Here is a 21,769-nt window from a genome sequence, read left to right as displayed (position 1 = left end):
CCTCGTCTCAATCAGTGCCCGAACTATGCCAGAGCACAGGGAAAGATCGCAATCAGTTCGAACCGGACTCCGGCCGCACCAGCGCGAACAGCACCGCGGTCAGCATCTCCGCCAGATCGGCGACCGGCGGCCGATCGGATGCCGAACTCCACTCGTGCACTGCGGCATTGACCGCCCCGATGAACCCCGCCATGGCCACCGCCCACCCGCAGGCGGGCGCCCCCAGATCCGGCCGCTTCACCACTCCGGCAACGATTTTCGCGCCCCATGCCCGCCGCATCTCCGCCCGGTGCGCCTCGATCTCGGCACTCACACCGACGATCTCGACGAACGCCACCGCGATCCGCCTCGGGTCCGCAGCGATCGAGGTGACATACGCCCTGACGGCCGCCGCGATCACCGCCCGCGCATCCGGATCGTCACCGGCGAGCGCCTCGTCGACTACCCGCTGCGCGTCCCGCTGGATCCGGTCGTAGACCTCGACCAGCAACTGGTCCCGGCTCTCGTACAGCTCGTAGAACTGCCGGCGAGACAGCCCGGCCTCCCGGCACACATCAGTGATAGTGCTTCCCGCATACGACTTCTCGGCGAACACGGTCAACGCCGCGTCCTCGAACAGCCCCCGCCGCTCCTCCTGCCGCTCCGACACCGACCGCCCGCGATAACTGTGCCGCACCTGCCCCCGCGCAGCCGTACCCGCCGCACCGGATCCGGATCGACGCGGCGCCGATCCCGCACCCGAATCAGGCATCGGCAGTCATCCGCCGAGGTCGGCACACGTCAGGCATGGCTGGACCATACACGCCGGTCCGAAGCCACCCCTGCTCCGGCCTGAGCGCACAATCGTCGGGCCCTCCGGGCAATTCCTGCCGGATTCCGGCGACGATTGTGCGCTCAGGCCGACCCCCAGGTTGCTGCTCCGACCCCCCGCTCACCCCTGCTTCGGCCGATAGAACCAGCCCTCGAGGTCGAAATCGGTGCGAATCTTCTTCTGGTCCACCAGGAACTGTTTGGTTCCGGTCAACAGGGTGATGCCGCGGGCCGGGAAGCTCTCCTCGGGGAAGTTGTCGCGCTGCGCCGCGGCGCGGACGACGGCTTCGGGAAGCTTGGACTGGGAGACCTCGTAGGCGACGTAGTCGTCCCAGTGTTCGTGGGCGTACTTGTTCGCGGCGTTCAGCGCGGTCTGCCAGGTGGTTCCGAAGTCGGCGTGGCTGTCGAGGAAGTCCTGGCTGCTCACCGCGGAGCTGGTGCCGGCCAGGCCGGGGTGGTTGTCGACGATCGAATCCACCTGGTGGAAGCCTTTGGCCAGGAATGCGCGCAGGTAGGACGTGGGGTTGGTGTCGGGCAGGGCAACGGCGTCGACGTCGCCGTTGCTCAGCGGGGCTTCGGCATCGGTGGACAGCAGGTGGATGAGCTGGCCGGCCGCCACGCCCTCCGCCTGCAGCGCACCCTCCAGATAGCGGTCGATGTAGGAGCCGAGCTGGACGCCGATCTTCTTGCCCGCCAGGTCCTTCAGCGTGTGAATGTTCGGATCCTTCGCCACCACACCGGCATTGAGGCCGACCGTGGCGAAACCCAGCAGCCGGGTCTTCAAGCCGCTGCCCCGAGCCACCAGTGCCGGCGTGTCACCGTAGGTGGCTACATCGAGCTGACCGCCGACCAGCGCCTGGTTGAGATCGGGTCCGTTGGGGAAGCTCGACACCTCGATCTTGTCCACACCCAACGGCTGCAGTGCGGGCAGCAGGACATTGCGCTGATTCGCGAAGCCGAGCGGACCGGTCAGCACGTTACCGCTGCCGATGGTACCGATCCGGAGCGTCTTGATCTGGGCGCGCGTGGCCGAGGACCCGTCGTCCGCCGAGCATCCGGACAGGACCAGGGCGGCGACGGCGACGACGGCGGGCAACAGGCGGGTGAGAATACGCATGGGGTCTTTCGGGGTCAGAGTTCGGACAACCGGGGTGGCGGTGTGCCGTGGGGTATGTGGGGACCGATGGCCAGCAGGCTGCCCGGCCTACGGCCCTGCCCCCAGCCGATCTCCTTGCGGTAGCGGCCGATATGGTCCGCCGGGATCGCGTCGGGGTCGGTGAGCGGGGACGATTCCGGCGCGACGTAGAGGGCATCGGCCGGGCAGTACGCCTCGCACATGAAGCAGGTCTGGCAGTCGGATTGCCGTGCGATGACCGGGATTCCGCTGTCGGTACGGTCGAAGACATTGGTGGGACACACATCGACGCACTTGTCGCAGGCGATGCAGTCGGCGGCGCGGACGACCTCGATCACGACGCCACCGCCGACGTGGTCGCCGGAGCGGTCGCGGTCCACACCTCGTCCAACCCACCGGACAGGATGTGATGGTGCTGCGCCGGATCCTGACCGGGATGATCGGCCCGCTTGCTCATGCCACGAGATTCGGTGCGTCGCAACGTCGATCGATACATCAGGCGCCCCACGGCGGTGATGGCCGCAGCCTGCCGGGCACGCACCCGCGCGTCTCCCGCGCCCCCACCGAGCCCGGACGCGCGCTCCCACAACCGGTCCAGGGCGTCGAGCGCGGGCCTGATCCGGTCGCCGTGTCGCAGGTAGTTCTTCTCGAACGGGATCAGCTCGGCCTGCGCCGCGGAGACCACCTCGTCGGCGGTCACCGATTCCCCACTGTCGGGCCGCAATCCGGTCCGCCCGGCACCGGTCAATGCCGCGTGATCCGGCCGGGTCGAGCCGAGCGCGAACCGCGCGGCCCCGGTTCCGGCGAAGCTGCCCGAGGACATGGCCCAGGCCGAATTGTGGCTGCCGCCACCGGTGAAGCCGCCACAGATCCGCTCCCGGGTGGCCGCGTCACCGGCGGCATACAGGCCGGGAACCGTTGTGGCGCAGTCATCGTCGACGATGTCGAGGCCGCCGGTGCCGCGCACGGTGCCTTCGGCGAGCAGATCGACTTCGAAGCGATCGGTGAACGGGTCGATACCGCGCCGGTCGAACTGGAGGAAGAAATTGGGCTGCCCCAGCCGCATCTGAGCTGCGACGGTGGCATCGGCCCGATCAAGCTGCGCGAATACCTTCTCCGACAACAAGGTTCGCGCGATCACCGAGCGGCCCTGGGTGGAACCGGCCCCTTCGATCACCGCACCGTTCTCGTGGAAGAAGGTGGCGTAGCCGTAATACGCGGTCTTGGTGACCGTCGATCCCTTCGGCACGATGGCATAGGCGTTGGAGAATTCCATCCCCGAGAAGCGGGCTCCCACCTCCGCGGCCATGAGCGCCCCGTCGCCGGTGTCGACGTTCGTGCCGAGCGCGCGGGACAGGAAAGCGCAACCGCCACTGGCGAGTACGACCGCCCCGGCGGCGATGCGGTAGTCACGGTCGAGCTGCCGCTGATATCCGGCCGCACCGCCCACCACCCCGTCCGAATCGATCAGGAGTTCCAATGCCGGTGAGTGGTCCAGGATTTCGACCCCGAGCCGCTTGACCCAGGCTCGCATGCGGCGCATGTATTCCGGGCCCTGCACGCCGGTGCGCAACGGCTCGCCGGTCGCCGGATCCACCGGGAACGGGTAGCGGCCCTCCACCGCGAGCCGGTTGATATTGGTGTAGGTCCGGTCCAGCACCCGGTCCATCCAGTAATGGTCGGCCAGGTGCCCGCCGAGTGCCTCCCGGCTGGCCTTGGCATTGGCGCGGGCGGTTGCCTCGGGCGCGATGTACCATACTCCGGTGCCGGAAGGCGCTGTGGCACCGCTGGTTCCGCAATAGCCCTTGTCGACGAGAATCACCTCGGCGCCGGCTTCGCGGGCGTGGATCGCGGCCCAGCAGGCGGCCGGGCCGCCGCCGATGATCAAGACGTCGGTACTGCTGTGCCAGGTGTCGTTCACAGATCCGCTCCTGTCGGTGATTCGGGATCGACGCCGAGTGCGAGCAGCAGCCGGCGACGGAGTTCGGAGAATGCGGGGTCGAGCACCGAGCGCGGGCGGGCGACGGCGACCTCGAAGGATTCGGCGATCCGGCCGTCGCGCAGGACCAGCGCGCGATCGGCCAGCAGCAGCGCCTCTTCCACGTCGTGGGTGACCAGCAGCACCGACGGCCGGTGCTGCGTCCACAGGCGGGCGACCAGCGCTTGGGCGCGCAGCCGGGTCAGCGCGTCGAGTGCGCCGAACGGCTCGTCGAGCAGCAGCAGTTCGGGACTGCGGACCAGGGCCCGAGCAAGCGCGACCCGCTGGGCCTCGCCCCCGGAGAGCGTGGCCGGCCACACCTCGGCCTTCGCCGCCAGCCCGACCTCGTCGAGCGCCGCGAGCGCCCGCGCCTTCGTGGCACCGTCCAGCCCGAGAACGACATTGCGCCACACCGACATCCAGGGCATCAGCCGATGCTCTTGGAAGACGACGGCTTTGGACTCCGGGGCTTCGATGCTGCCGGTGAACCCGCGGTCGAGGCCCGCGAGTCCACGCAGCAGCGTGCTCTTGCCGGAGCCGCTCGCGCCCAGCAGGGCGACGAATTCGCCGGGGGCGATGTCGAGATCGATGTCGCGCAGCACAGCGCGGCCGGCGAAACGGCGGCCCGCGTGGCGGATCCGGACGCCGGATCGGGTGGTCGTGGTGCTCATCGTCCCTCGAATCCGTTGCGCCAGGCCAGGAACCGGTGTTCGAGCAGCCGGACGAACAGGTCGGTGAGCAGTCCCAGTACGGCGTAGATGACCAACACCAGGAAGATCTGGTCGGTGCGCAGATACTCCTTGGCGTCGTTCATGAGGAAGCCGAGCCCGACCGGCGTGGTCTGCATCTCCGCGACGACCAGGGTGAGCCAGCCGATCCCCAGCGCCTGTCGCAGTCCCACCAGGATCTGGGGCAGCGCGCCGGGCAGCACGACGCGGGTCGTGAGCTGGAATCTGCTGAGCCCCAGCGACTCCGCCGCCTCTACCAACCGCCGGTCCACACCCCGGATTCCGGCCAGGACGTTGAGATAGATGGGGAAGATCGGCGCCACCACGATGAGCGCGATCTTGAAGGTGTCACCGATGCCGAACCAGATGATGAACACCGGCACCAGGGCCAGCGTGGGCAGCATGCGCAACGCCTGCAGCGGCCCGTTGACCAGATCCTCTGCGGCCCGGAACAATCCGGCTGCCGCACCCAGCAGCAGCCCGATGGCGATCCCGATCCCCAGCCCGACCCCCACCCGCCGGGTGGAGGCGGCCAGATGGCGCCACAACTCGCCGGAAACAATCAGTTCCCAACCGGCGGAGAGTACTTCGGAGGGCGCCGGCGTCGTGGTGCCCAACCAGCCGCGCGCGCCCAGCTGCCAGATCACCAGAACGATGACCAGTCCACTGGACCTGCGCGCGAAACGAGTTATCCGCCGCGCATTCCCGACCGAATCATCCTCCAGCTCATCGGATTCCGTGATCGGCGGCGCGAGGTGTTCCAGTTGCAGTGCCATTGCACGGGTCCTCACACGAGAAGAAGTGTGCTGGCACCGTAACGGCCCCTACCGCATTCCTCCCATGGTTGCAATCGCCCTGATCCTGAGCTCTACCGCCATCAGCGTGTCTCGAGCAGCGCCCTTCTCACACCGGATGCCGACCCGCTGGCAGCCGTCCAGTGGACTCCGACCGTCGCCGGCCCGGCTCTCTGCCCGCTGGACGGCTGCGGCCCACCGCTGACGCAGAATCGAACGAATGGAAGAGACCAGGAATCCCGCGCTGGTGAGCACGGTGTCGGGGCATGCGGCGCGGATTGCGCTGGACACGGCGGTCCGGTCCGGGATCGACGAGGCCGAGGCCACCCGAATCGCGAACTTCGATCGGAACCTGTTGGCCGACGATCGGATTCGGATCCCCTCGCGGAGCCAATATCAGCTGTGGGCACTGATGGAGCACGTCATCGGCAACGAGGCGGGCGTCCGGGCAGCCGATACGGCCGACCACGGACGGCTGCACATCTGGGACTACCTGTTCAGTACTGCCCCAACGCTGGTGGAGGGTTTCCACGACGCGGCCCGGTTCAGTGATGTGATCTGTGATCCGGCCGCGCGGCTGGAGGTCGCCGAGCACGAGTCCGCGCTCACCGTCGGGTATCGCGGCACGACCTACGGCGAGACCCGCAGCATCATCAACGAATTCGCGGTGACAGTGGCCGTCCGGCGGGCCCGGGACGCCTTCGGGGCCGCAGCCGTGCCGGTCCGGGTCGACTTCGCGCACCCGGCGCCTCGTCGTCACCGCTATCTCGAGGATGCCCTGGGCACCGCAGCGATCCACTTCGATCAGCCGGCCGACCTCATCCACTACCGGCTCACCGGACCGCACGCCGGAGGAGCCCGTTCACACGATCCCTACTTGCGCCGGATTCTGCAGACTGCCGCCCAGCAGGCCATCGACGCCGCCCGGCCCGTTCCGGGATGGATCGATTCCTTCCGCGCGGCGCTGCGTATCGAAATGACCCAGCGCACCGGGCCGACGAACAGCTCGCTGACCCGCGGTCCGCGGATCGGCGCCGTCGCCGGGCGACTGGCGATCGGTGACCGTACCCTGCAGCGGCGCCTGTCCGCGGCGGGCACATCCTGGAGCGAGGAATTGGCGGCAGCGCGCCGCGAACTGGCCACCGACCTGCTGCGCCACACCACCCTCACCGTACAGGCCATCGCCCTACGTGTCGGCTACACCGATGCTCGCGCGCTCAGTCGCGCGTTCGGCAGCTGGACCGGCCTGTCCCCGGATGCCTACCGCCACGCTGACCGCCGGGAGTGAGCGCGACGGTAGACCGACCGGCCTTCTCAGTTCGACCGGCGGCCAGCCGAGCGCCACAGGACGAACCCGACCTGTCCGCCCCACAGGGTGAGGGTGTCGAAGGCGATACGTTCGGAAATCCCCGCTCCGAGCCCGAAATGGTTTCTCGCGAACAGGAACACCCCGCCGATCACCGAGATCACGGCGGACAGTACGGTGCCGACCGCCAGGCTTCGCCGGCTACGCGAAGCCTCCGGGACGATCAGGGCCATACCCGCCAACTGCAGTATCCACTGCAACAATGCGATGGTGTCGTGGGTCTGTGGTCGAATGTCCCAGGGCGCCAACCCGATACCCACGATTCCGAGCCCGGCGACGGCCAACAGCGCGCACCCGGCGCGCAACCCGCGCCCACCCCACATGCGTGCCCAACCCAGCGCACCCGCGACGGTCAGCAGCCCGGTAAGCACGAACATCACGTTCTGCACCAGGTGGTCGGGCGAGCACACCCATCGCGAGGTCCCGTCACGATCGGTGTAGTTCCCGCAGCGAGTGATACCGAGATCGCTGATGTAGTTGTCCGACATTCGGTATCCCGCCGGCCATCCGCGAGCCACCGCGATCGAGACGGGGAAGTACACCAGCGTGAACAACCAGCAGGCTGCGGTCACCCGTGGCAGCCAGGTGCCGGCGGACCGCACCCGACCGGCTTCCACGGTCCCCGCAGGCACCATCAGAACATCGCGCCGTTGGCGCGGATCGTCTGCCCGGACACCCACCCCGCCGCATCACTGACCAGCCAGCCGACCACCGGCCCGATGTCGGAGGGCACTCCGAGACGTGCCTGCGGATTGTGCAATGCCGCCGCCGCAATGGATTCGGGCGTCTCCGCGCCACGGAAGAAGTCGTCGTCGATCGGGCCCGGAGCGACGGCATTGACCGTGATTCCGCGCCCGCCCAGCTCCTTGGCCGCAGCGACCACCATGCGCTCGACGGCCGCCTTCGAACCGGAATACAGGCCGTAGGTGCCGGTCATGATCGAGGTCAGCGTGGTGGACAACACGACATAGCGGCCGTTGTCGGCCAGGTGGCGAGCCGCGGCTCGCAGCGTGTTGAACGCTGTCCGTGTATTGCGCACGATCAGCTGATCGAAATCGTCGTCGGTGGTGTCCACGATCGGCTTCTTGATGACCCGACCCGGCACGTGCACCACGATATCCAGCTTGCCGTGGCGTGCGACGACATCCGCGAACAGCCCGTCGACGTCGGCCACCGAGGCCGCGTCGGAGCGTATCGCCTCGGCCGTCGTGCCGAATACCTCGAGCTCCGCCAGCGTGTTCTTCGCGGCCTGTTCGTCGCCCTGATAGGTGACGATCGTGACCGCACCCCGCGCGGCGATATTCCTGGCGAACTCCGCACCCTGATTGCGGGTGCCGCCGACGATCAGCGCCACTTTGCCTTCCAGGTCCCGAACAACTTGCGACATCAGTCGACTCCACATCTCTTCGGCTTCGAACCATTGCCATCTTCTCGGCGGTGGACAGCCGCGGCCAGGACCGATCGCGCCCATAGGTAACCGATTGCGCCAACCGACGAGAGCTTCTCGCTGTGCCGGCTGACTAGGGCGGTGGTGGTGCTGGTCGGATCACGCCGAGCGGCACGACGCAGGATTCCCTGACGGCGATCGGGTCGGCCGCCGCCGCTGTCCGCACCGACGCCTGACGCCCGCCGGGTCACGAAGACGACACCAATCCGATCGCGCCGGGTCCCTGCGGGCACCCGTGGCGGTATCGTCGGGAACGCATACGGCCGGAACGAGGAAACGGCAGGTGGGACGCGGTACAGCCGCGCAGCAGTGGACATGGGCTCGAAGGCACGAGGCTTGGAGGGCGGATGCTGCACACCGATATTCCGACGCGTGACGAGGTCCAGCGGCTGGTGGGCGAGGCCGACCCCTGGAGCGTGTCGATCTACACCCCCACCGAGATCGATACGGCGTCGCCGGACGGCAATCGGATCGCCTTCTCCAATCAGGCGCGCGCCGCGCTGGAACGGATCTCCGACGGTACGGCGCGCGCGGCATTGCAGGAAGAGTTCGACGACCTCATCGACGACGAGGACTTCTGGCGTTTCCAGTCCAATTCGCTTGTGGTACTGGGCACTCCAGAGCGGGTACGCACCTACCGGCTGCCGAACCGGCTGCCCGACGGTGTCTTCGTCGGCGATCGGTTCCGCATCAAGCCGCTGCTGCGCGCCACGACCTTTCCGCAGACGGCATTCGTGCTCGCGCTGGCCGAGGGCTCGGTGCGGCTGATCGAGGTGGGCGCGGACGGCAGCGCCGAGGAGATGAAGGTGCGCGAGCTGCCCGACAGCGCGGCCGATCACGCCCGCAAGGCGTCGCTGAGCGGGCGGGCTCCCAAGGGGCGGATCCAGGGCACCGAGGGTCGCAAGCTGCGGGTACGGCAGTATGCGCGCGCCATCGACCGGCAGTTGCGGGAGGTGCTGGCCGGGCGGGACGTGCCGCTGATCCTGGCCGCGACCGAACCGATCGACGCGCTGTATCGCTCGGTGAACAGCTATCCGATGCTGCTGGCCGAGTCCTTGACCGGCAATCCGGAGCAGTTGTCGGACGCCGAACTGGGTCTGCGGGCACGGGGGATCCTGGACCGGTACTACGCCGACGAGCTGGCCGAGCTGCGGGAATTGTTCGAGCGGCGGCGCGGCGAGGGCCGGGCCGTCACCGACCTCGCGGATATCGCCCGGACAGCGACCTTCGGCATGGTGGACACGCTGCTGGTCGACATCGATGCGACAGTGGCGGGCTCGATCTCCGACACCGGTGAGGTCACCTTCGGCGGTGTCTCCACCGAGGGCGCACCCGGTCTGGTGGACGAGATCATCCGCCGGGTCTTGACGGCCGACGGCCGGGTGGTCGCGGTCCGGGCGCAAGACATGCCCGACAATGCCACCGCCGCAGCGATTCTGCGGTACACGCCCTGATGCAGCCGGTGCGTCCACGCTTTTCGACGCTCTGCCCTACCTGGCGCTCAATCTCCCGGCCGCGTCGATCCAGTACGTGCCCCCGGTCGGGTTCGAACCGACACTGTGCGGATTTTAAGTCCGCTGCCTCTGCCAATTGGGCTACGGGGGCGCACGGTAAGACTACCCAAATCGTACGACCATCTTGGTTACTTCCCGGGGGTCGGGTCAGTGAACACCTGGCATGTGTCTGCTCACCCACGGGGACATTATCGCGGTCAGGATGCCGACCGTGATCGCGGCTAGGCCCAGCGTGGCGAAGTAGGCCGGTTCGCGGTCGGTGTCGTAGTAGCCGGCGAAGACACCGGAGAGGGCGGTGCCGAGGGCGACCGAGAGGAAGTACAGGGCCATCATCTGGGCGCGGAAAGCGTTCGGGGCGAGCTGGGTGGTGACGGCCAGGCCGGTGGGTGAAAGCAGCAGCTCGGAGACGGCGAAGACGCCCAGGATCACGAACACCAGCAGGGCGGGAACGCGTGCGAGACCGGCCAGGGGGACGAACAGCAGGAAGGCCGCGCCCATGCCGATCACCCCGTAGGCGAACTTGCGCGGCGTGGTCGGCGCCCGATTGCCCAGCCGGGTCCACAGCGCCGCGAACAGCGGGGACAACACGATCACCCACACCGGCTCCTCGGAGCCGATCCAGCTCGACGGCGCGGTCCAGCCGAACAGTGTCCAGTTCATCCGTTTGTCGGAGTAGACCGCCAACACCGTGAACATCTGCTGGAACAGCGACCAGAACACCGCGTTCGCGACGAACAGCGGGAGGAAGGCCCGCACCCGGGCGCGCTCGACCGGCGTCACCCGCGAACTGGTGAGGATCAGCGCGAAATAACCGGCCGCGACCACACCGATCGACCAACTGGTGACCGTCGACAGATTGCTCGCGCGCACCACCCCGAACCCCAACGCCGCCGCAACCAGCCCCACGATCCCGGCCACCACCGCTGCTACGATCCCGAATTGACTGCGCGGCAACGGATTCGGTGCCACCCGGCCGTGTTCACCCAGGTTCCGCCGGAACACCGCGTACTGGGTCAGCCCGAGCGCCATCCCGATCGCGGCCGCACCGAACCCGTAGTGGAACCCCAGCCGGGTCTGCAGCACCCCGGTCAGCAACGGTCCCAGGAACGCACCGATGTTGACACCCAGATAGAACAGCGTGAAGCCCGCCGCCCGGCGCGGATCGTCCTCGGCGTAGAGGGTGCCCAGCAGGGCGGACGCATTCGCTTTGAGCGCACCGCTGCCCAGCGCCACCAGCGTCAAACCCACTGTGACACCGGTGAATCCAGGCAGCAGACCGAGCGCGATGTGCCCGGCCACGACGACCACGCCGCCGTAGAACACGGTGCGTTCCATGCCGAGCAGCCGGTCGGAGATCCAGCCACCCAGCACCGTCGACAGATACACCAGACCGCCGTACGCGCCGACGATCCCGGTTGCCGTCGCCCGGTTCATCCCCAGCCCACCATCGGTGGCGGAGTAGTACAGGTAGTAGCCGAGGATCGTCAGCATCCCGTAGAACGAGAAACGCTCCCACAGCTCGACCCCGAACAGGTTCGCCAACCCCATCGGATGCCCGAAGAAGGTTCGGTGACTCACCGGCGTGTGCGCTGTCACGGGCCGACGATACCGCTCGGGAATAGGCGATCGACCGGATCGCGCGGCGCGTAAGCGGTGTCTCGACTATCGCGATGCCGCCCCGGCGGATTCGACGATTGCCGCGAGCCGCGTTCCGGCGCGCAGTAGCGCGAGCGTGCGGTCGGCGATGGATGCGAGTCGGCGGTCGAGGGCGGCCATGGACTCGCTGACTTCGCCGAGACCGCGGAGCGCGGTGATCGCCCGCTGCACGTCGGGAATGCGGTAGCCGCCGGCGCGGAGGGCCGCGGTGATGCGGGCGTCGCGGATTGCGGTGAGCGAGTAGACGCGGGCGGTGCGCGATCGGGCGCCGGTCCGATCGGGCGCGACCAGACCGCACTGTTCCCAGAAACGCAAGGTGGAGGCGCGAACTCCCAGCGCCTGCGACAGTTCGGTGATGGTCATCGAGTCGCCCGCGAGAGGTGGTGCGTCCGTGACGGATTCGTCTTGGATCGACTCGAGCGCGTGGCGTGCCGCGCGGGATTGCGCACGCTCGGCGTCGAGGGTGATGTGGAGTCCGCCGATCAGCGCCGCGGCCCGGTCCCGGGGCAGGACGCGAATCTCGCGCATCACCCGGCGGGCCTCGACCGGGCCCACCGCATGCGCGAGATCCCGATACGCCCGCAAGGCCTCGATGTGGACTTCGGCGAATCGCCGATACCCGCTTTCCGATCGCTCGGCAGCCGGAATTACCCCCGATGCTTCCAGGTCACGCACCTGCTGCACCGAGTATCCCGACGCCGCCGCGACGGCCGCAGTGTTCACAGAACCCTCCATAAGCACTTCAATCCCATACTTCAACCATGAGTATGGACCGAATCCTTGCGGAGATCCGTTCGTTCGACGGCGTGGCCGAACTCGCGCCCACGCCGGGCAGCGAGTTCCCCGAGCTCGCCTGGGGCGATCACTTCTTCTACTACGCCCCCGACGGCCGCATCCCACCACGCGAGCAGCCCTACGCCACCATCGTCACCAAGAACTCTCCCGGCGACACCGAGTCCGACCTCGACCATCCGGACCGGTGGCGGCTCAACATCCACGTCGGCACCACCGCATTCTCCGAATCGACCGGCGAGAACCCGCGCGCCGAGGCGGCACCGCGCGACTACACCGCGATCGGCGTCGTCCTCCCGCACCCGGTGTATCGCAGGCAGGGCTGGGTGTCGATCGTCAACCCCGATGCCGGGCCGCCGGTATTCGGTCTCCTCCGCCAGGCACACGCGGACGCCAAGCGCCGCGCCGAACTCCGGAAGCCGTCCGGATCCGAGCCGCCCCGGCCGTGATCGGCAGACCCGGCGACCGGCGGCTCAGGAGATCGACAGGGCGATCCCGTCGAGGATGTCGTGCTCGGACACGATCAGCCCGTCGATGCCCGCGCGCCGGGACAGTTCGTCGGCGAGCGTCTCGGCGATCACCGATCCGCCGCCGATCACGTCGACCCGGCCCGGATGCATCGGCCCCAGCGCGGCCCGCTCGTCGTGGTTCATCCCGAGCAGCCGATCGCACACCGCCCGAAGCTGTTCCAGCGTCAGACGGGTGAGATGCACTCGCTCCGAGTCGTATTCGGGCAGATCGAGGGCAACGGCAGCGAGCGTGGTGAAGGTGCCGGCCACCCCGACCCAGGTGTGCGCACCGTCGACCGGCACGGCAGCGAACGCCTTCGCCAGTCGTTCGGCCGCGAATTCCCTTGCCGCGGAGATCTCCTCGGCAGTGGGCGGGTTGGAGTGCAGGCAGCGCTCGGTGATCCGGACACAGCCGACGTCGGTCGAGTAGGCGGCGTGCACGCCGCTCGCGTCGCCCAGCACCAGTTCGGTGGAACCGCCACCCAGATCGACCACCACGAACGGCCCTGCCGCACTGGACAGTTCACCGACGGCACCGGCGAAGGACAGCCGAGCCTCCTCGTCCCCGGTGATCACCTCGGCCCGCGCACCGGGGACCACCCGCCCCAGCTCACCGGCCGCCATGCCGAAGAAGTCGTCCCGATTCCGCGCGTCACGTGTGGCGGACGTGGCGGTCATCCGAACCCGGCTCACCCCCGCCCCGATCATCTGATCCACGTAATCGTGCAACGCCACCCGGGTCCGCTCGATCGCCTCCGGATTCAGCTCCCCGGTAGCGTCGACCCCCTGCCCGAGCCGCACGATCCGCATCTCCCGGTGCACATCGACCAGCCGCCCGTCCGCCCCGGTCTCCGCAATCAGCAACCGGATCGAATTGGTCCCGCAATCCACTGCCGCAATCCGGTCACCCATCACGCCACCTTTCCACTGCTGCCGCCCGGCCATCTCTGCTGACGACGGTATCGGCTGCGGGTCGCACGGCCGAGGGGGACCCCAGTTCCTTCGGCAACAACTCAGGTACGGATGAGGTGGACCTCGTCACCGCACAGAGTCGTCATATCGTCGAGGTCGCTGGTCATCAGAACCACTGGGGCAGATTGCCGGATCGCGGCCTCGGCCACCACCGCATCAATAGCGTGGGTGTGGCCGTGCAACCCGTTGGCTTGCAGCAACTTCGAAGCAAGATGCGCCGCCGAGTCGTCGACAGGCTCGATATGCATGCCGGAAAGCAACCAGGCCAAGCGCTTTCGGTCGGTGCCGGCATGAGTCGCCTCGATGATGGTGAGGGCACTGACAGCCACCCGCATCCCCAGCTTCCGGCATTCCTGAACGAAGGCCACGACCTTGTGTTCCGCATCGACGAGGCGGGACAGTCCGTCACAATCCAAGACCACGGTGCCCCGAGGAGCGACACCTTTCCGACGACGCCCCATCAGTCCTCGGCCTCCGATCGCAGGACCTCCAGCCCCAGCGCCTGCTCCAGAGCACCCTGCGCCCAGCGACGATCCTCATCCGAGATCGGGCCGGTTCGGCGCACACAATCCGCCAGGTATTCGTCTATGACCCGACCACGCAGCTCGTCGGCCAGTACCGACGCCACAAACGAGGAGAACTGCCGGTCGTCGACCTGACTACGTATTGCCTGCAAGGTCCCAAGTGGCAAGGACAGACTGACCCGGGTCGCCGGGCCCTCGCCGATTCCGTACTCCTGCTCGGCCACGGTTTCAATCGTATCAAACGATGTAGGAAGCGGCCGATCTGCAATCAATACCGCGCATGTCATGGCATCTATCTATCACCGCTCTTATCCATAGTCGACTAGATATAAAGATCAATAGATCACTCGACAGATAGGTGCGCGCGGCAAACGGCCCGAAAACTATTCAGCCGCAAGAAAATACGATTATCCGGCGCGAATCGCGAAGCAGTCGGGCGGTATCGACCCGCCTCACTCCGATTCGGCCGGCGCGAACTCCGAATACGCCGGCCAGTCCGCCGGGATCGCGGTCCCACGCAGGCCCTGTTCGGCCGCCAGCGCCACCGCCTCGTCGCCGAGCGGGTTCACTCCCGGCCCCTTGGCCAGGGAGTGCGCCATCAGCACGTGCAGGCATTTCACGCGGTCGGGCATGCCACCGCCGCTGAAATCGGTGTGGGTGGTGAGGTTTTCGATCTCGTTGCGTTCGGCGAGATAGCTGCGGTGAGCGGCGAGGTAGGCGGCGGCGAGATCCGGATCGGAGGCCAGGCGCTCCTGCATGCCGCGCATCAGGCCGGCTGCTTCCTGGCGGCTCGCCTCGGCGGTCAGGCGGGGGTCGGTCAGGTAGTACAGGGTCGGGAAGGGGGTGCCGTCGGGCAGGCGCGGTGCCGTCTTCACCACGGCCGGCTGACCGTCGGGGGTGCGGTAGGCGACCGCGAGCACACCGCGCGGCAACCGTCCCAGCTGCGCGGTGATGATCTCGAGATCGGCAGCGGCGGGCGGGGTATCGGTCACCGGGGCATTCCTTCTGGGGTGGGCACGGGGGTGGACGGGGGGTTGGCGAGACTGTGCCAGAGCTGGGTGTACCAGGGGGCGGGCGTGTGTTCCTGCGGCACCGGCGCCGGCACCGCCGGATGTTCGATACCCGGAACCTGCACGATGTAGGGGGTCTCTCCGGGCATCACCAGCCGCAGCCGGTCCCGCGCCTCGGAGCGGATGTAGGCCGGATCCTGTTGCTGCGCACGACGATCGCGCAACTGGGCAAGGTCGCTCTCCAACTGCCGGCGCTGCTGGGCGAGCTGGGTGGCCTCGCTGCGCTGACTGAAATAGGTGCGCATCGGGACGGCCAGGGTGAGCGCGAGCGCGCACAGCACCGCGGCCAGCAGCACAGCCCGGCCGGTGGACAGGCCGAGTACGGACCGCTCCGCGGACTTGGTGGTCTTCGTGGTGGTCCGCGGTCCCCCGCGCACGGAGACACCCCGAGCGCGGGTAGCCCGGGTCGAGCGCTGGGCGCCGCGTCCGGTCGGACTGGTCGCGCGTGCTCGTCGCTCCGTCATCTTCACACCTCGACCATCGCCGTACGAATTGCCTTGCCTTGCAAGCCGCACCCGAGAGCGGGCACGCGCGGCGCCTGTCGCACGGCGCCGGCGACCGGACCCGCGGACGCGGACCGGCCACCGGCTACGACCGTACTATCCCTCGAACGAGAAGCGGGGGAACGCGACCCCACCGGCGTAGGCGGCCGAGTCGCCGAGCGCGTCCTCGATGCGCAGCAGCTGGTTGTACTTGGCGACCCGCTCGGACCGAGCCGGCGCACCGGTCTTGATCTGGCCGGAGCCCACCGCGACCGCCAGGTCGGCGATGGTGGTGTCCTCGGTCTCGCCGGACCGGTGGCTCATCATGGTCTTGTAGCCGTTGCGGTGGGCGAGGTCGACCGCGTCCAGGGTCTCGGTCAGGGTGCCGATCTGGTTGACCTTCACCAGCAGCGCGTTACCGGCGCCCTTGGCGATGCCCTCCTCGAGCCGCTCCGGGTTGGTGACGAACAGGTCGTCGCCGACCAGCTGCACCTTGTCGCCGATCTGGTCGGTCAGCTCGACCCAGCCGTCCCAGTCGTCCTCCGACAGCGGGTCCTCGATGGAGACCAGCGGGTAGGAGCCGAGCAGCTCCTCGTAGAACGCGCCCATCTCGGCGGCGGTCCGGACGCTGCCCTCGAACTTGTAACCCTCACCGGGGGTGTAGAACTCGGTGGCGGCGACGTCGAGCGCCAGCGCGATCTCCGAACCCACCTTGTAGCCGGCCTTCTGGATGGCGGCCACGATCAGGTCCAGCGCCTCGCGGGTGCCGCCCGGCAGGTCGGGGGCGAAGCCGCCCTCGTCGCCCAGGCCGGTGGACAGGCCGCGGCTCTTCAGCTCGGCCTTCAGCGCGTGGTACACCTCGGCACCCCAGCGCAGCGCCTCCTTGAAGGTGGGCGCGCCGATCGGGGCGATCATGAATTCCTGCACGTCGACCGAGGTGTCGGCGTGCGCGCCACCGTTGAGGATGTTCATCATCGGCACGGGCAGCACGTGGGCGTTCGGGCCACCGAGGTAGCGGAACAGCTCCAGGCCCGAGGACTCGGCGGCGGCGCGGGCCACCGCGAGCGACACACCGAGCAGCGCGTTGGCGCCGAGACGGGACTTGTCCGGGGTGCCGTCGAGGTCCAGCAGCACCTGGTCGACGGTCCGCTGCTCGACCGCGTCGAGGCCGATCACGGCCGGCGCGATCTCGTCCAGCACGCCTTCGACGGCCTTGCGGACACCCTTGCCGAGGTAGCGGTCGCCACCGTCGCGCAGCTCCACGGCCTCGTGCTCACCGGTGGACGCACCGGAGGGTACGGCCGCCCGGGTCAGGGTGCCGTCGTCGAGAGCGATCTCGACCTCGACGGTGGGGTTACCACGCGAATCGAGGATCTCGCGAGCTCCGACCTGTTCGATGATGGCCACGAAACGACACTCCTTCGGCTGCTGCTCCACCTGTCCACCGCCGTCCATGGGCAGGTCGCACGGCTTGTGCGCGATAGGGAGCCTATCAGCGCCGATGAGACCTGCGGCCCGGCGCTGGCACACGGCGCGGGACGCGGTGCACCGGACACCGCCGACAACCTTCACCCGCCGGTGGATCGGGCGGCCGACTTTCGGCGTCGCACACCGTGTCAGACCCGGCGGCCGACACTGTAGGCGGCGGCGCGGTTGCGGACTTCCATCATGTACTCGTTCGATTCGTTGTAGGTGTTGAGCGCCCGCTGCCACCCGGCCGGGGTGGTGAGGTCGCCGCCGCTGGCGCACAGGTACCGCGCCGCGGTGAGCGCCGCGTCGTCGATGTTGTCCGGGTCCGCGACCCCGTCGCCGTTGGCGTCGACGCCCCAGCGTTTCCAGGTTTCGGGCAGGAACTGGAACGGCCCCATGGCCCGCACATAGACGGTGGTCCCGGATTTCGCGGTGGCCTCGGTGTCGACGATGCGCTGGACGCCGGGCGAGCCGTCGAGCGGGATGCCGCGGATCGGCGGCGCGACTGTGCCTTCCGGGCCGATGCGTGATCCGGCGTGCGTGCCGTGCTTGCTCTCCACGCTGGCGATGCCGGCCAGCGTGGTCCAGCCGATGCCGCAGTCGGGTCTCGACCGGGCCAGGACGGCGGCCGCGTACCCGTACGCCTCGAGCGCGGGCACCGGGATGGCGAGGGTTCCCGAACGCTGTTGTGCCCAGTCCTGCAACTGGTTCGCGGTGCGTCCGGGGGCGTCGAGGTCCATGGCGGGGACCGGATCGCCGGGGCCGGGCGGGATCCCGTCCGGAATCGGCGGCAGCGGCGCACCGCATGCCGCCACTGCGAGAGCCACCAGCGCACCCCCGGCGGCGCGCAGAATCCAGGCGCCGGCACCGCTCTCGACGAACCTCACGAGTCCACTATGCCGACAGATCGGGCGGCGGTCCGTCACCGACTTTCCGCCGGGCCGGTCACTGCGATACGGTTTCGCTATGTCCGGCAACACACTTTAGGTAAGGCTTGCTTAATTATGTGGGCGGGACTACCTTCACGAACCGAGCTCACCACCCTGCGTCACCTCGGTAGCGGAGAAGGGAATACCTCGGTGAACAACGTTCTGCGAGAACGTCATACAGCTAGCGGAGACGACGCGGGCGGGCTCGAACGCCGAGACCTACCCGACGCCGCCGCGCACGCGGTTCACGACACAGCCGAAGAGATCGCCGCCACAATCGAATCCATGCCCCGTTCGTCGGCGCGCCGGTTCTCCACCCTCACCGATCCGGAACTGATCGAGTTGGTCGAAGCCGGCTGCGCGCGGCTGCCGCACGAGGTCGCGACCGCCGTGCGCCCACCGGCCACCGCGTGCGGTGCCGCGGTCGTGTCCCGGATCCCGGTCACCGACGCCGAACTCGGGCCCACCCCGCGCGACTGGCGCGCGGCCGCGCGACGCACGCCCCGGTCGGCCGCCTTCCGCCACGAGCTGGCGATGCTGCTGCTGGCCCGCTGTGCCGGACAGCCCTTCGGCTGGCTCGGCCAGCAGGACGGGCGCCTGGTCAACACCATCGTTCCGGCGCCCGGACACGAGGACGAACAGTCCGGCGCCGGCAGCACCACCCTGCTGGCCCCGCACACCGAGGACGCCTTCCATCCCGCCCGCGCCCACCTGCTGTTGCTCGGCTGCCTGCGCAACCCGGATCGGGTCGCCACGACGATCTCCTCGGTCCGCGAGGTCCGGCTGAGCCCGGTCGCGGACCGTCGGCTGCGCACGCGGGTCCTGCCGATCCTGCCGGATGTGTCCTACGGCAACGACTTTCACCGGCAGCCCTGCCCACCCGTGGCAACCGTCGGCCCGGCCGGCACCCTGCGCTACGACCCCGCCTACACCCCCCTCGACGACGGCGACGCCGAATTCCGCAGCGCCTACACCGAACTCGGCGCCGAACTGGAACGGGTCTGCCGGACCGCGATCCTGCGTCCCGGCCAGTTGCTGCTGCTCGACAACGACGTGGTGGTGCACGGCCGGGTGCCGTTCACCCCGCGCTACGACGGCACCGACCGCTGGCTGCTCCGAGTGAACATCGCACTGCCACAACGAAACCGGGATCCCGCCGAACGATCCGAGACCGGCTACGGCCAGCGGACCGTCACCCCGTTCGCCCACACACCACGACCGACGCCGCCGAGCTACAGATGAGGAAGCCGTGACCAGCAGACCGACCCCGCTGCGGGTACTGTCCCGCAGCGATCTCGCCGATGTACCGATCACCCCGGCTGAGGTGGTGCGCGCCGTCGAGGACGCGTATCTCGCACTGGCCGCCGGTGATTCGGAGAACCCGCGCAAACTCAGCGTCGCGCATCCCGACGGCTGGTCGGTGGCCTACGCCATGCTCGGCCGCGACGGCCGCCGCCGCGTCGTGGCCATGAAGACCTCCTACAAGTTCGACCCCAGCCACGACCGCAGCACCAAGCGCTACTACACCACGATCACGCTGTACGACGACGCCACCGGCATGCCGATCGCCATGATGGACTGCTCCCGGGTGGGGGCATTGCGTACACCCGCGGTCTCGGCGCTGCTGGTGCGCGAGACGATCCGCGGCGGCGCCGACAGCGTGCTGTTGATCGGCACCGGAACCCAAGGCCGCCAGGCACTTCCGCATCTACTGGCCGCCAACCCGCACCTGCGGCGGCTCATGGTGTTCGGCACCCATCACGAGGGCCTGGCCGCGGTCCGCGATCAGCTCGGTGCCCACCACCCGCACCTGGAACTGCGCGTGGTCGACGACCCGCGCGCGGCGGCCCGCGACGCCGACGTGGTCCTGGCCACCGCAGGCCCGGCCACCCCGGCCGCGGTCGAATCATCCGATCTCGCACCGGGTTCGGTGGCCGTACTGGTCGGCTACGGCCTGGCGCCCTCGACGCTCGCCGATGCCGACCGGGTGGTCGCGACCAGTGCCGAACAGATGGCGCTGACCGGCACCGACATGGCCGGCCCGGACGGCCGCCTGCGACCGGTGGACGCGGAACTTCCGCAGATCCTCGGCCGGCGGGCGGTCGCGCGCCGCCACGACGACGAGAAGGTTTTCGTGTACAACAGCGGCTTGGTCCTCACCGATATCGCGGTCGCGCATGCGCTGGCCGAGAACGCCATTGCCGCCGGGCGCGGAACCGAGGTCGCGCTGTGGGACTGAACAGCGCTCCCCCGGCACCCGAAACCGCCCTGGGGATCACCGCGCCCGCGCTGCCCGCGCATATCGAGCCCTGGGAGCAGCAGCTGCTGGCCGATCCGAACCTGCTGGGCGACATCGCCTTCGCGCTCGGTGGACCGTTCCACGTGCTCTACCCCGATCGGGTGCGGGATGTCGTCGCCGGCTTCCGGGCCGCGTTCGAGGCGGCCGGGGTGGACGGGGCGATCTACTTCGGGAAGAAGGCGAACAAGGCGGCCTGCGTGGCCCGCGCCTGCGCCGAATCCGGCGCCGGGGTCGACGTCTCGAGTATCGGCGAGCTGAATTCCGCTCTGGCCCAGGGCATCCGGGGTCCGGAGCTGCTGATCACCGGCCCCGCGAAGTCACGCGACCTGCTGTGGCTGGCCGCCCGGCACGGCGCGCTGATCACCGTCGACTCCCCGGCCGAATGGGATCGGCTGGCCGAGTTGGGTATTGCGGCGCAGGCGCTGTCGCGGGTCCGGCCACCGGGGTCGGACAGCCGCTTCGGCATGACCGACGACGAACTGGACCGGATCCTGGCCTTCCCGCCCGGCGGCCCGGTTCGTCTGGCGGGCTTCAGTTTCCATCTCGGCGGCTACGACCCGATCGCCCGCGCCGAGCTGGCACTGGCGACCCTGGAACGGATCCGGCTGGCCCGCGTCCTCGGGCACCCGGCGACCGTGCTGTCGATCGGCGGTGGCTTCGGGGTCGACTACGTACCGGCCGGACCGTGGCGGGACTTCGTCGCGGGCGTGGGCCCGCACTGGTTCCACGCCGGCAAGAACTTCGAGTCCTACTACCCGTACCACCAGCCGGGCAGCGGCGCGGACATGCTGACCACGATCCTGGGCCACCAGGACCTGGCGCGACAGTTGCGCGCGGACGGCGTGCGGCTGGTCGTCGAGCCCGGGCGAGCCCTGCTGGACCGGGCGGGCAGCACGGTGTTTCCGGTACAGGGCGTGAAATCTCGTACCGCACATGGGAGCCCGTACCAGCTGCTCACCGTGGGCGGTTCCAGCCTGAGCCTGTCGGAGCAGTGGTTCGACAGCGAGTACCTGCCGGATCCGGTGCTGTGGCCGGTCCGGCCCGGCACCCCGACGGCGATGGCCGTGGGCGGTTCCACCTGCCTGGAAACGGACATGCTGAGCTGGCGGCGCATCCCGGCGCCGCGCGCCGCAGCCGTCGGCGATCTGTTGATCTATCCGAATACCGCTGGATACCAGATGGATTCGAACGAGTCCGCCTTCCACGAACTACCCATCCCGCAGAAGGTCGTCCTGCACGACGCGCCCGGCGGGCGGCTGCGCTGGCGCCTGGACACCCCCTGAGTTCGACCTCC

Annotated in this window: 23 protein-coding genes and 1 tRNA gene; 6 read left to right on the top strand and 18 right to left on the bottom strand. The window is 68.8% G+C overall.

Going from position 1 to position 21,769, the window contains the following annotated elements; translation table 11 throughout:
- Window positions 1-52: 52 nt before the first annotated feature.
- The 6 genes from EBN03_RS00555 to EBN03_RS00530 all read right to left on the bottom strand — a co-directional run bounded on the left by EBN03_RS00555 (window position 53) and on the right by EBN03_RS00530 (window position 5,427).
- Window positions 53-751 carry a TetR/AcrR family transcriptional regulator gene (locus EBN03_RS00555; protein ID WP_122185866.1) on the bottom strand — a complete coding sequence of 233 codons (699 nt, stop codon included), beginning with the start codon at window positions 749-751 and terminating at the stop codon, window positions 53-55.
- A gap of 180 nt (window positions 752-931) precedes the next feature.
- Complete coding sequence (locus EBN03_RS00550; protein ID WP_122185865.1) at window positions 932-1,927, bottom strand: ABC transporter substrate-binding protein; 996 nt, start codon at window positions 1,925-1,927, stop codon at window positions 932-934.
- A 14-nt stretch (window positions 1,928-1,941) separates the two neighbouring features.
- On the bottom strand, window positions 1,942-2,283 hold the full coding sequence (locus EBN03_RS00545; RefSeq protein ID WP_122186671.1) for a 4Fe-4S dicluster domain-containing protein: 342 nt from the start codon (window positions 2,281-2,283) through the stop codon (window positions 1,942-1,944).
- Window positions 2,280-3,866 carry an FAD-dependent oxidoreductase gene (locus EBN03_RS00540; protein WP_122185864.1) on the bottom strand — a complete coding sequence of 529 codons (1,587 nt, stop codon included), beginning with the start codon at window positions 3,864-3,866 and terminating at the stop codon, window positions 2,280-2,282. Before EBN03_RS00540 ends, EBN03_RS00545 begins: the two co-directional genes overlap by 4 nt.
- Window positions 3,863-4,594 (bottom strand): ABC transporter ATP-binding protein, encoded by a 732-nt coding sequence (locus tag EBN03_RS00535; RefSeq protein ID WP_122185863.1) that lies wholly within the window; start codon window positions 4,592-4,594, stop codon window positions 3,863-3,865. The genes EBN03_RS00540 and EBN03_RS00535 overlap by 4 nt, the downstream gene beginning before the upstream one ends.
- Window positions 4,591-5,427, bottom strand: coding sequence for an ABC transporter permease (locus tag EBN03_RS00530; protein WP_122185862.1), 837 nt, complete (start codon window positions 5,425-5,427; stop codon window positions 4,591-4,593). The genes EBN03_RS00535 and EBN03_RS00530 overlap by 4 nt, the downstream gene beginning before the upstream one ends.
- A gap of 238 nt (window positions 5,428-5,665) precedes the next feature.
- On the opposite strand from EBN03_RS00530, the gene EBN03_RS00525 reads away from it, so the two are divergent.
- A complete protein-coding gene (locus EBN03_RS00525; protein WP_122185861.1) occupies window positions 5,666-6,733 on the top strand; it encodes an AraC family transcriptional regulator in 1,068 nt (355 codons plus the stop codon).
- Window positions 6,734-6,759: 26 nt separating this feature from the next.
- On the opposite strand, the gene EBN03_RS00520 is transcribed toward EBN03_RS00525, so the two are convergent.
- Together EBN03_RS00520 and EBN03_RS00515 are read right to left on the bottom strand one after the other, a co-directional pair.
- Window positions 6,760-7,446, bottom strand: a complete 687-nt coding sequence (locus EBN03_RS00520) for a DUF998 domain-containing protein (RefSeq protein ID WP_122185860.1) — start codon at window positions 7,444-7,446, stop codon at window positions 6,760-6,762.
- Window positions 7,446-8,282, bottom strand: coding sequence for an SDR family oxidoreductase (locus tag EBN03_RS00515; RefSeq protein WP_122185859.1), 837 nt, complete (start codon window positions 8,280-8,282; stop codon window positions 7,446-7,448). Before EBN03_RS00515 ends, EBN03_RS00520 begins: the two co-directional genes overlap by 1 nt.
- Window positions 8,283-8,605: 323 nt before the next feature.
- Between EBN03_RS00515 and EBN03_RS00510 the strand changes: the two genes are divergently transcribed.
- On the top strand, window positions 8,606-9,712 hold the full coding sequence (locus tag EBN03_RS00510) for a baeRF11 domain-containing protein (protein ID WP_122185858.1): 1,107 nt from the start codon (window positions 8,606-8,608) through the stop codon (window positions 9,710-9,712).
- 77 nt (window positions 9,713-9,789) lie between these two features.
- Here EBN03_RS00510 and EBN03_RS00505 read toward each other — a convergent pair.
- From EBN03_RS00505 to EBN03_RS00495, 3 genes are all read right to left on the bottom strand, one after another.
- Window positions 9,790-9,863 (bottom strand) — tRNA-Leu (locus tag EBN03_RS00505).
- Between the two features lie 56 nt (window positions 9,864-9,919).
- Window positions 9,920-11,320 (bottom strand): peptide MFS transporter, encoded by a 1,401-nt coding sequence (locus EBN03_RS00500; RefSeq protein WP_122185857.1) that lies wholly within the window; start codon window positions 11,318-11,320, stop codon window positions 9,920-9,922.
- A gap of 114 nt (window positions 11,321-11,434) precedes the next feature.
- A complete protein-coding gene (locus EBN03_RS00495) occupies window positions 11,435-12,151 on the bottom strand; it encodes a MerR family transcriptional regulator (RefSeq protein ID WP_325052042.1) in 717 nt (238 codons plus the stop codon).
- A 38-nt stretch (window positions 12,152-12,189) separates the two neighbouring features.
- Here EBN03_RS00495 and EBN03_RS00490 point away from each other — a divergent pair, with 38 nt between their 5' ends.
- The gene (locus EBN03_RS00490) at window positions 12,190-12,669 is read left to right on the top strand and encodes a DUF6194 family protein (protein ID WP_122185855.1); all 480 of its coding nucleotides are present in this window, start codon (window positions 12,190-12,192) and stop codon (window positions 12,667-12,669) included.
- A gap of 24 nt (window positions 12,670-12,693) precedes the next feature.
- Here the strand turns inward: EBN03_RS00490 and EBN03_RS00485 are convergent, their stop codons facing one another.
- The 7 genes from EBN03_RS00485 to EBN03_RS00455 form a co-directional block, all read right to left on the bottom strand.
- On the bottom strand, window positions 12,694-13,641 hold the full coding sequence (locus EBN03_RS00485; RefSeq protein ID WP_122186670.1) for a Ppx/GppA phosphatase family protein: 948 nt from the start codon (window positions 13,639-13,641) through the stop codon (window positions 12,694-12,696).
- A gap of 101 nt (window positions 13,642-13,742) precedes the next feature.
- Window positions 13,743-14,069, bottom strand: a complete 327-nt coding sequence (locus tag EBN03_RS00480) for a type II toxin-antitoxin system VapC family toxin (RefSeq protein WP_233608013.1) — start codon at window positions 14,067-14,069, stop codon at window positions 13,743-13,745.
- A 92-nt stretch (window positions 14,070-14,161) separates the two neighbouring features.
- Window positions 14,162-14,449: a hypothetical protein gene (locus EBN03_RS00475; RefSeq protein ID WP_122185853.1), complete on the bottom strand. Its 288-nt coding sequence runs from the start codon at window positions 14,447-14,449 to the stop codon at window positions 14,162-14,164.
- A gap of 228 nt (window positions 14,450-14,677) precedes the next feature.
- Window positions 14,678-15,217 carry a DUF501 domain-containing protein gene (locus EBN03_RS00470; protein ID WP_122185852.1) on the bottom strand — a complete coding sequence of 180 codons (540 nt, stop codon included), beginning with the start codon at window positions 15,215-15,217 and terminating at the stop codon, window positions 14,678-14,680.
- Window positions 15,214-15,759 (bottom strand): FtsB family cell division protein, encoded by a 546-nt coding sequence (locus tag EBN03_RS00465; protein ID WP_122186669.1) that lies wholly within the window; start codon window positions 15,757-15,759, stop codon window positions 15,214-15,216. The genes EBN03_RS00470 and EBN03_RS00465 overlap by 4 nt, the downstream gene beginning before the upstream one ends.
- 135 nt (window positions 15,760-15,894) lie before the next feature.
- A complete protein-coding gene (gene eno / locus EBN03_RS00460) occupies window positions 15,895-17,184 on the bottom strand; it encodes a phosphopyruvate hydratase (protein WP_122186668.1) in 1,290 nt (429 codons plus the stop codon).
- Between the two features lie 209 nt (window positions 17,185-17,393).
- A complete protein-coding gene (locus EBN03_RS00455) occupies window positions 17,394-18,134 on the bottom strand; it encodes a lytic transglycosylase domain-containing protein (RefSeq protein WP_233608012.1) in 741 nt (246 codons plus the stop codon).
- A gap of 327 nt (window positions 18,135-18,461) precedes the next feature.
- Between EBN03_RS00455 and EBN03_RS00450 the strand changes: the two genes are divergently transcribed.
- The 3 genes from EBN03_RS00450 to EBN03_RS00440 are packed head-to-tail and all read left to right on the top strand — an operon-like array spanning window position 18,462 to window position 21,758.
- Complete coding sequence (locus tag EBN03_RS00450) at window positions 18,462-19,418, top strand: TauD/TfdA family dioxygenase (protein WP_233608011.1); 957 nt, start codon at window positions 18,462-18,464, stop codon at window positions 19,416-19,418.
- 7 nt (window positions 19,419-19,425) lie between these two features.
- Entirely contained in the window at window positions 19,426-20,415 is a 990-nt protein-coding gene (locus EBN03_RS00445) for an ornithine cyclodeaminase family protein (protein WP_199742549.1), read from the top strand.
- On the top strand, window positions 20,406-21,758 hold the full coding sequence (locus EBN03_RS00440; RefSeq protein WP_199742548.1) for a type III PLP-dependent enzyme domain-containing protein: 1,353 nt from the start codon (window positions 20,406-20,408) through the stop codon (window positions 21,756-21,758). Before EBN03_RS00445 ends, EBN03_RS00440 begins: the two co-directional genes overlap by 10 nt.
- Window positions 21,759-21,769 lie beyond the last annotated feature (11 nt).

Origin of the sequence: Nocardia stercoris (genome assembly GCF_003696265.1) — a bacterium.
Classification (GTDB): Bacteria; Actinomycetota; Actinomycetes; order Mycobacteriales; family Mycobacteriaceae; genus Nocardia; species Nocardia stercoris.
The sequence above is the reverse complement of the archived record's forward strand: the minus strand, read 5'-3'. Positions and strand labels throughout refer to the sequence as shown.

What these genes read in the sequence shown, in the direction of transcription:
- EBN03_RS00520 (WP_122185860.1), bottom strand. Translation starts at nt 7,446, where the DNA reads ATGGTGCCTGCGGGGACCGTGGAAGCCGGTCGGGTGCGGTCCGCCGGC.
- EBN03_RS00510 (WP_122185858.1), top strand. Translation starts at nt 8,606, where the DNA reads ATGCTGCACACCGATATTCCGACGCGTGACGAGGTCCAGCGGCTGGTG.
- EBN03_RS00525 (WP_122185861.1), top strand. Translation starts at nt 5,666, where the DNA reads ATGGAAGAGACCAGGAATCCCGCGCTGGTGAGCACGGTGTCGGGGCAT.
- EBN03_RS00515 (WP_122185859.1), bottom strand. Translation starts at nt 8,282, where the DNA reads ATGGGCGCGATCGGTCCTGGCCGCGGCTGTCCACCGCCGAGAAGATGG.
- EBN03_RS00530 (WP_122185862.1), bottom strand. Translation starts at nt 5,427, where the DNA reads ATGGCACTGCAACTGGAACACCTCGCGCCGCCGATCACGGAATCCGAT.
- EBN03_RS00555 (WP_122185866.1), bottom strand. Translation starts at nt 751, where the DNA reads ATGCCTGATTCGGGTGCGGGATCGGCGCCGCGTCGATCCGGATCCGGT.
- EBN03_RS00485 (WP_122186670.1), bottom strand. Translation starts at nt 13,641, where the DNA reads ATGGGTGACCGGATTGCGGCAGTGGATTGCGGGACCAATTCGATCCGG.
- EBN03_RS00490 (WP_122185855.1), top strand. Translation starts at nt 12,190, where the DNA reads ATGAGTATGGACCGAATCCTTGCGGAGATCCGTTCGTTCGACGGCGTG.
- EBN03_RS00535 (WP_122185863.1), bottom strand. Translation starts at nt 4,594, where the DNA reads ATGAGCACCACGACCACCCGATCCGGCGTCCGGATCCGCCACGCGGGC.
- EBN03_RS00550 (WP_122185865.1), bottom strand. Translation starts at nt 1,927, where the DNA reads ATGCGTATTCTCACCCGCCTGTTGCCCGCCGTCGTCGCCGTCGCCGCC.
- EBN03_RS00500 (WP_122185857.1), bottom strand. Translation starts at nt 11,320, where the DNA reads ATGGGGTTGGCGAACCTGTTCGGGGTCGAGCTGTGGGAGCGTTTCTCG.
- EBN03_RS00465 (WP_122186669.1), bottom strand. Translation starts at nt 15,759, where the DNA reads ATGACGGAGCGACGAGCACGCGCGACCAGTCCGACCGGACGCGGCGCC.
- EBN03_RS00450 (WP_233608011.1), top strand. Translation starts at nt 18,462, where the DNA reads ATGCCCCGTTCGTCGGCGCGCCGGTTCTCCACCCTCACCGATCCGGAA.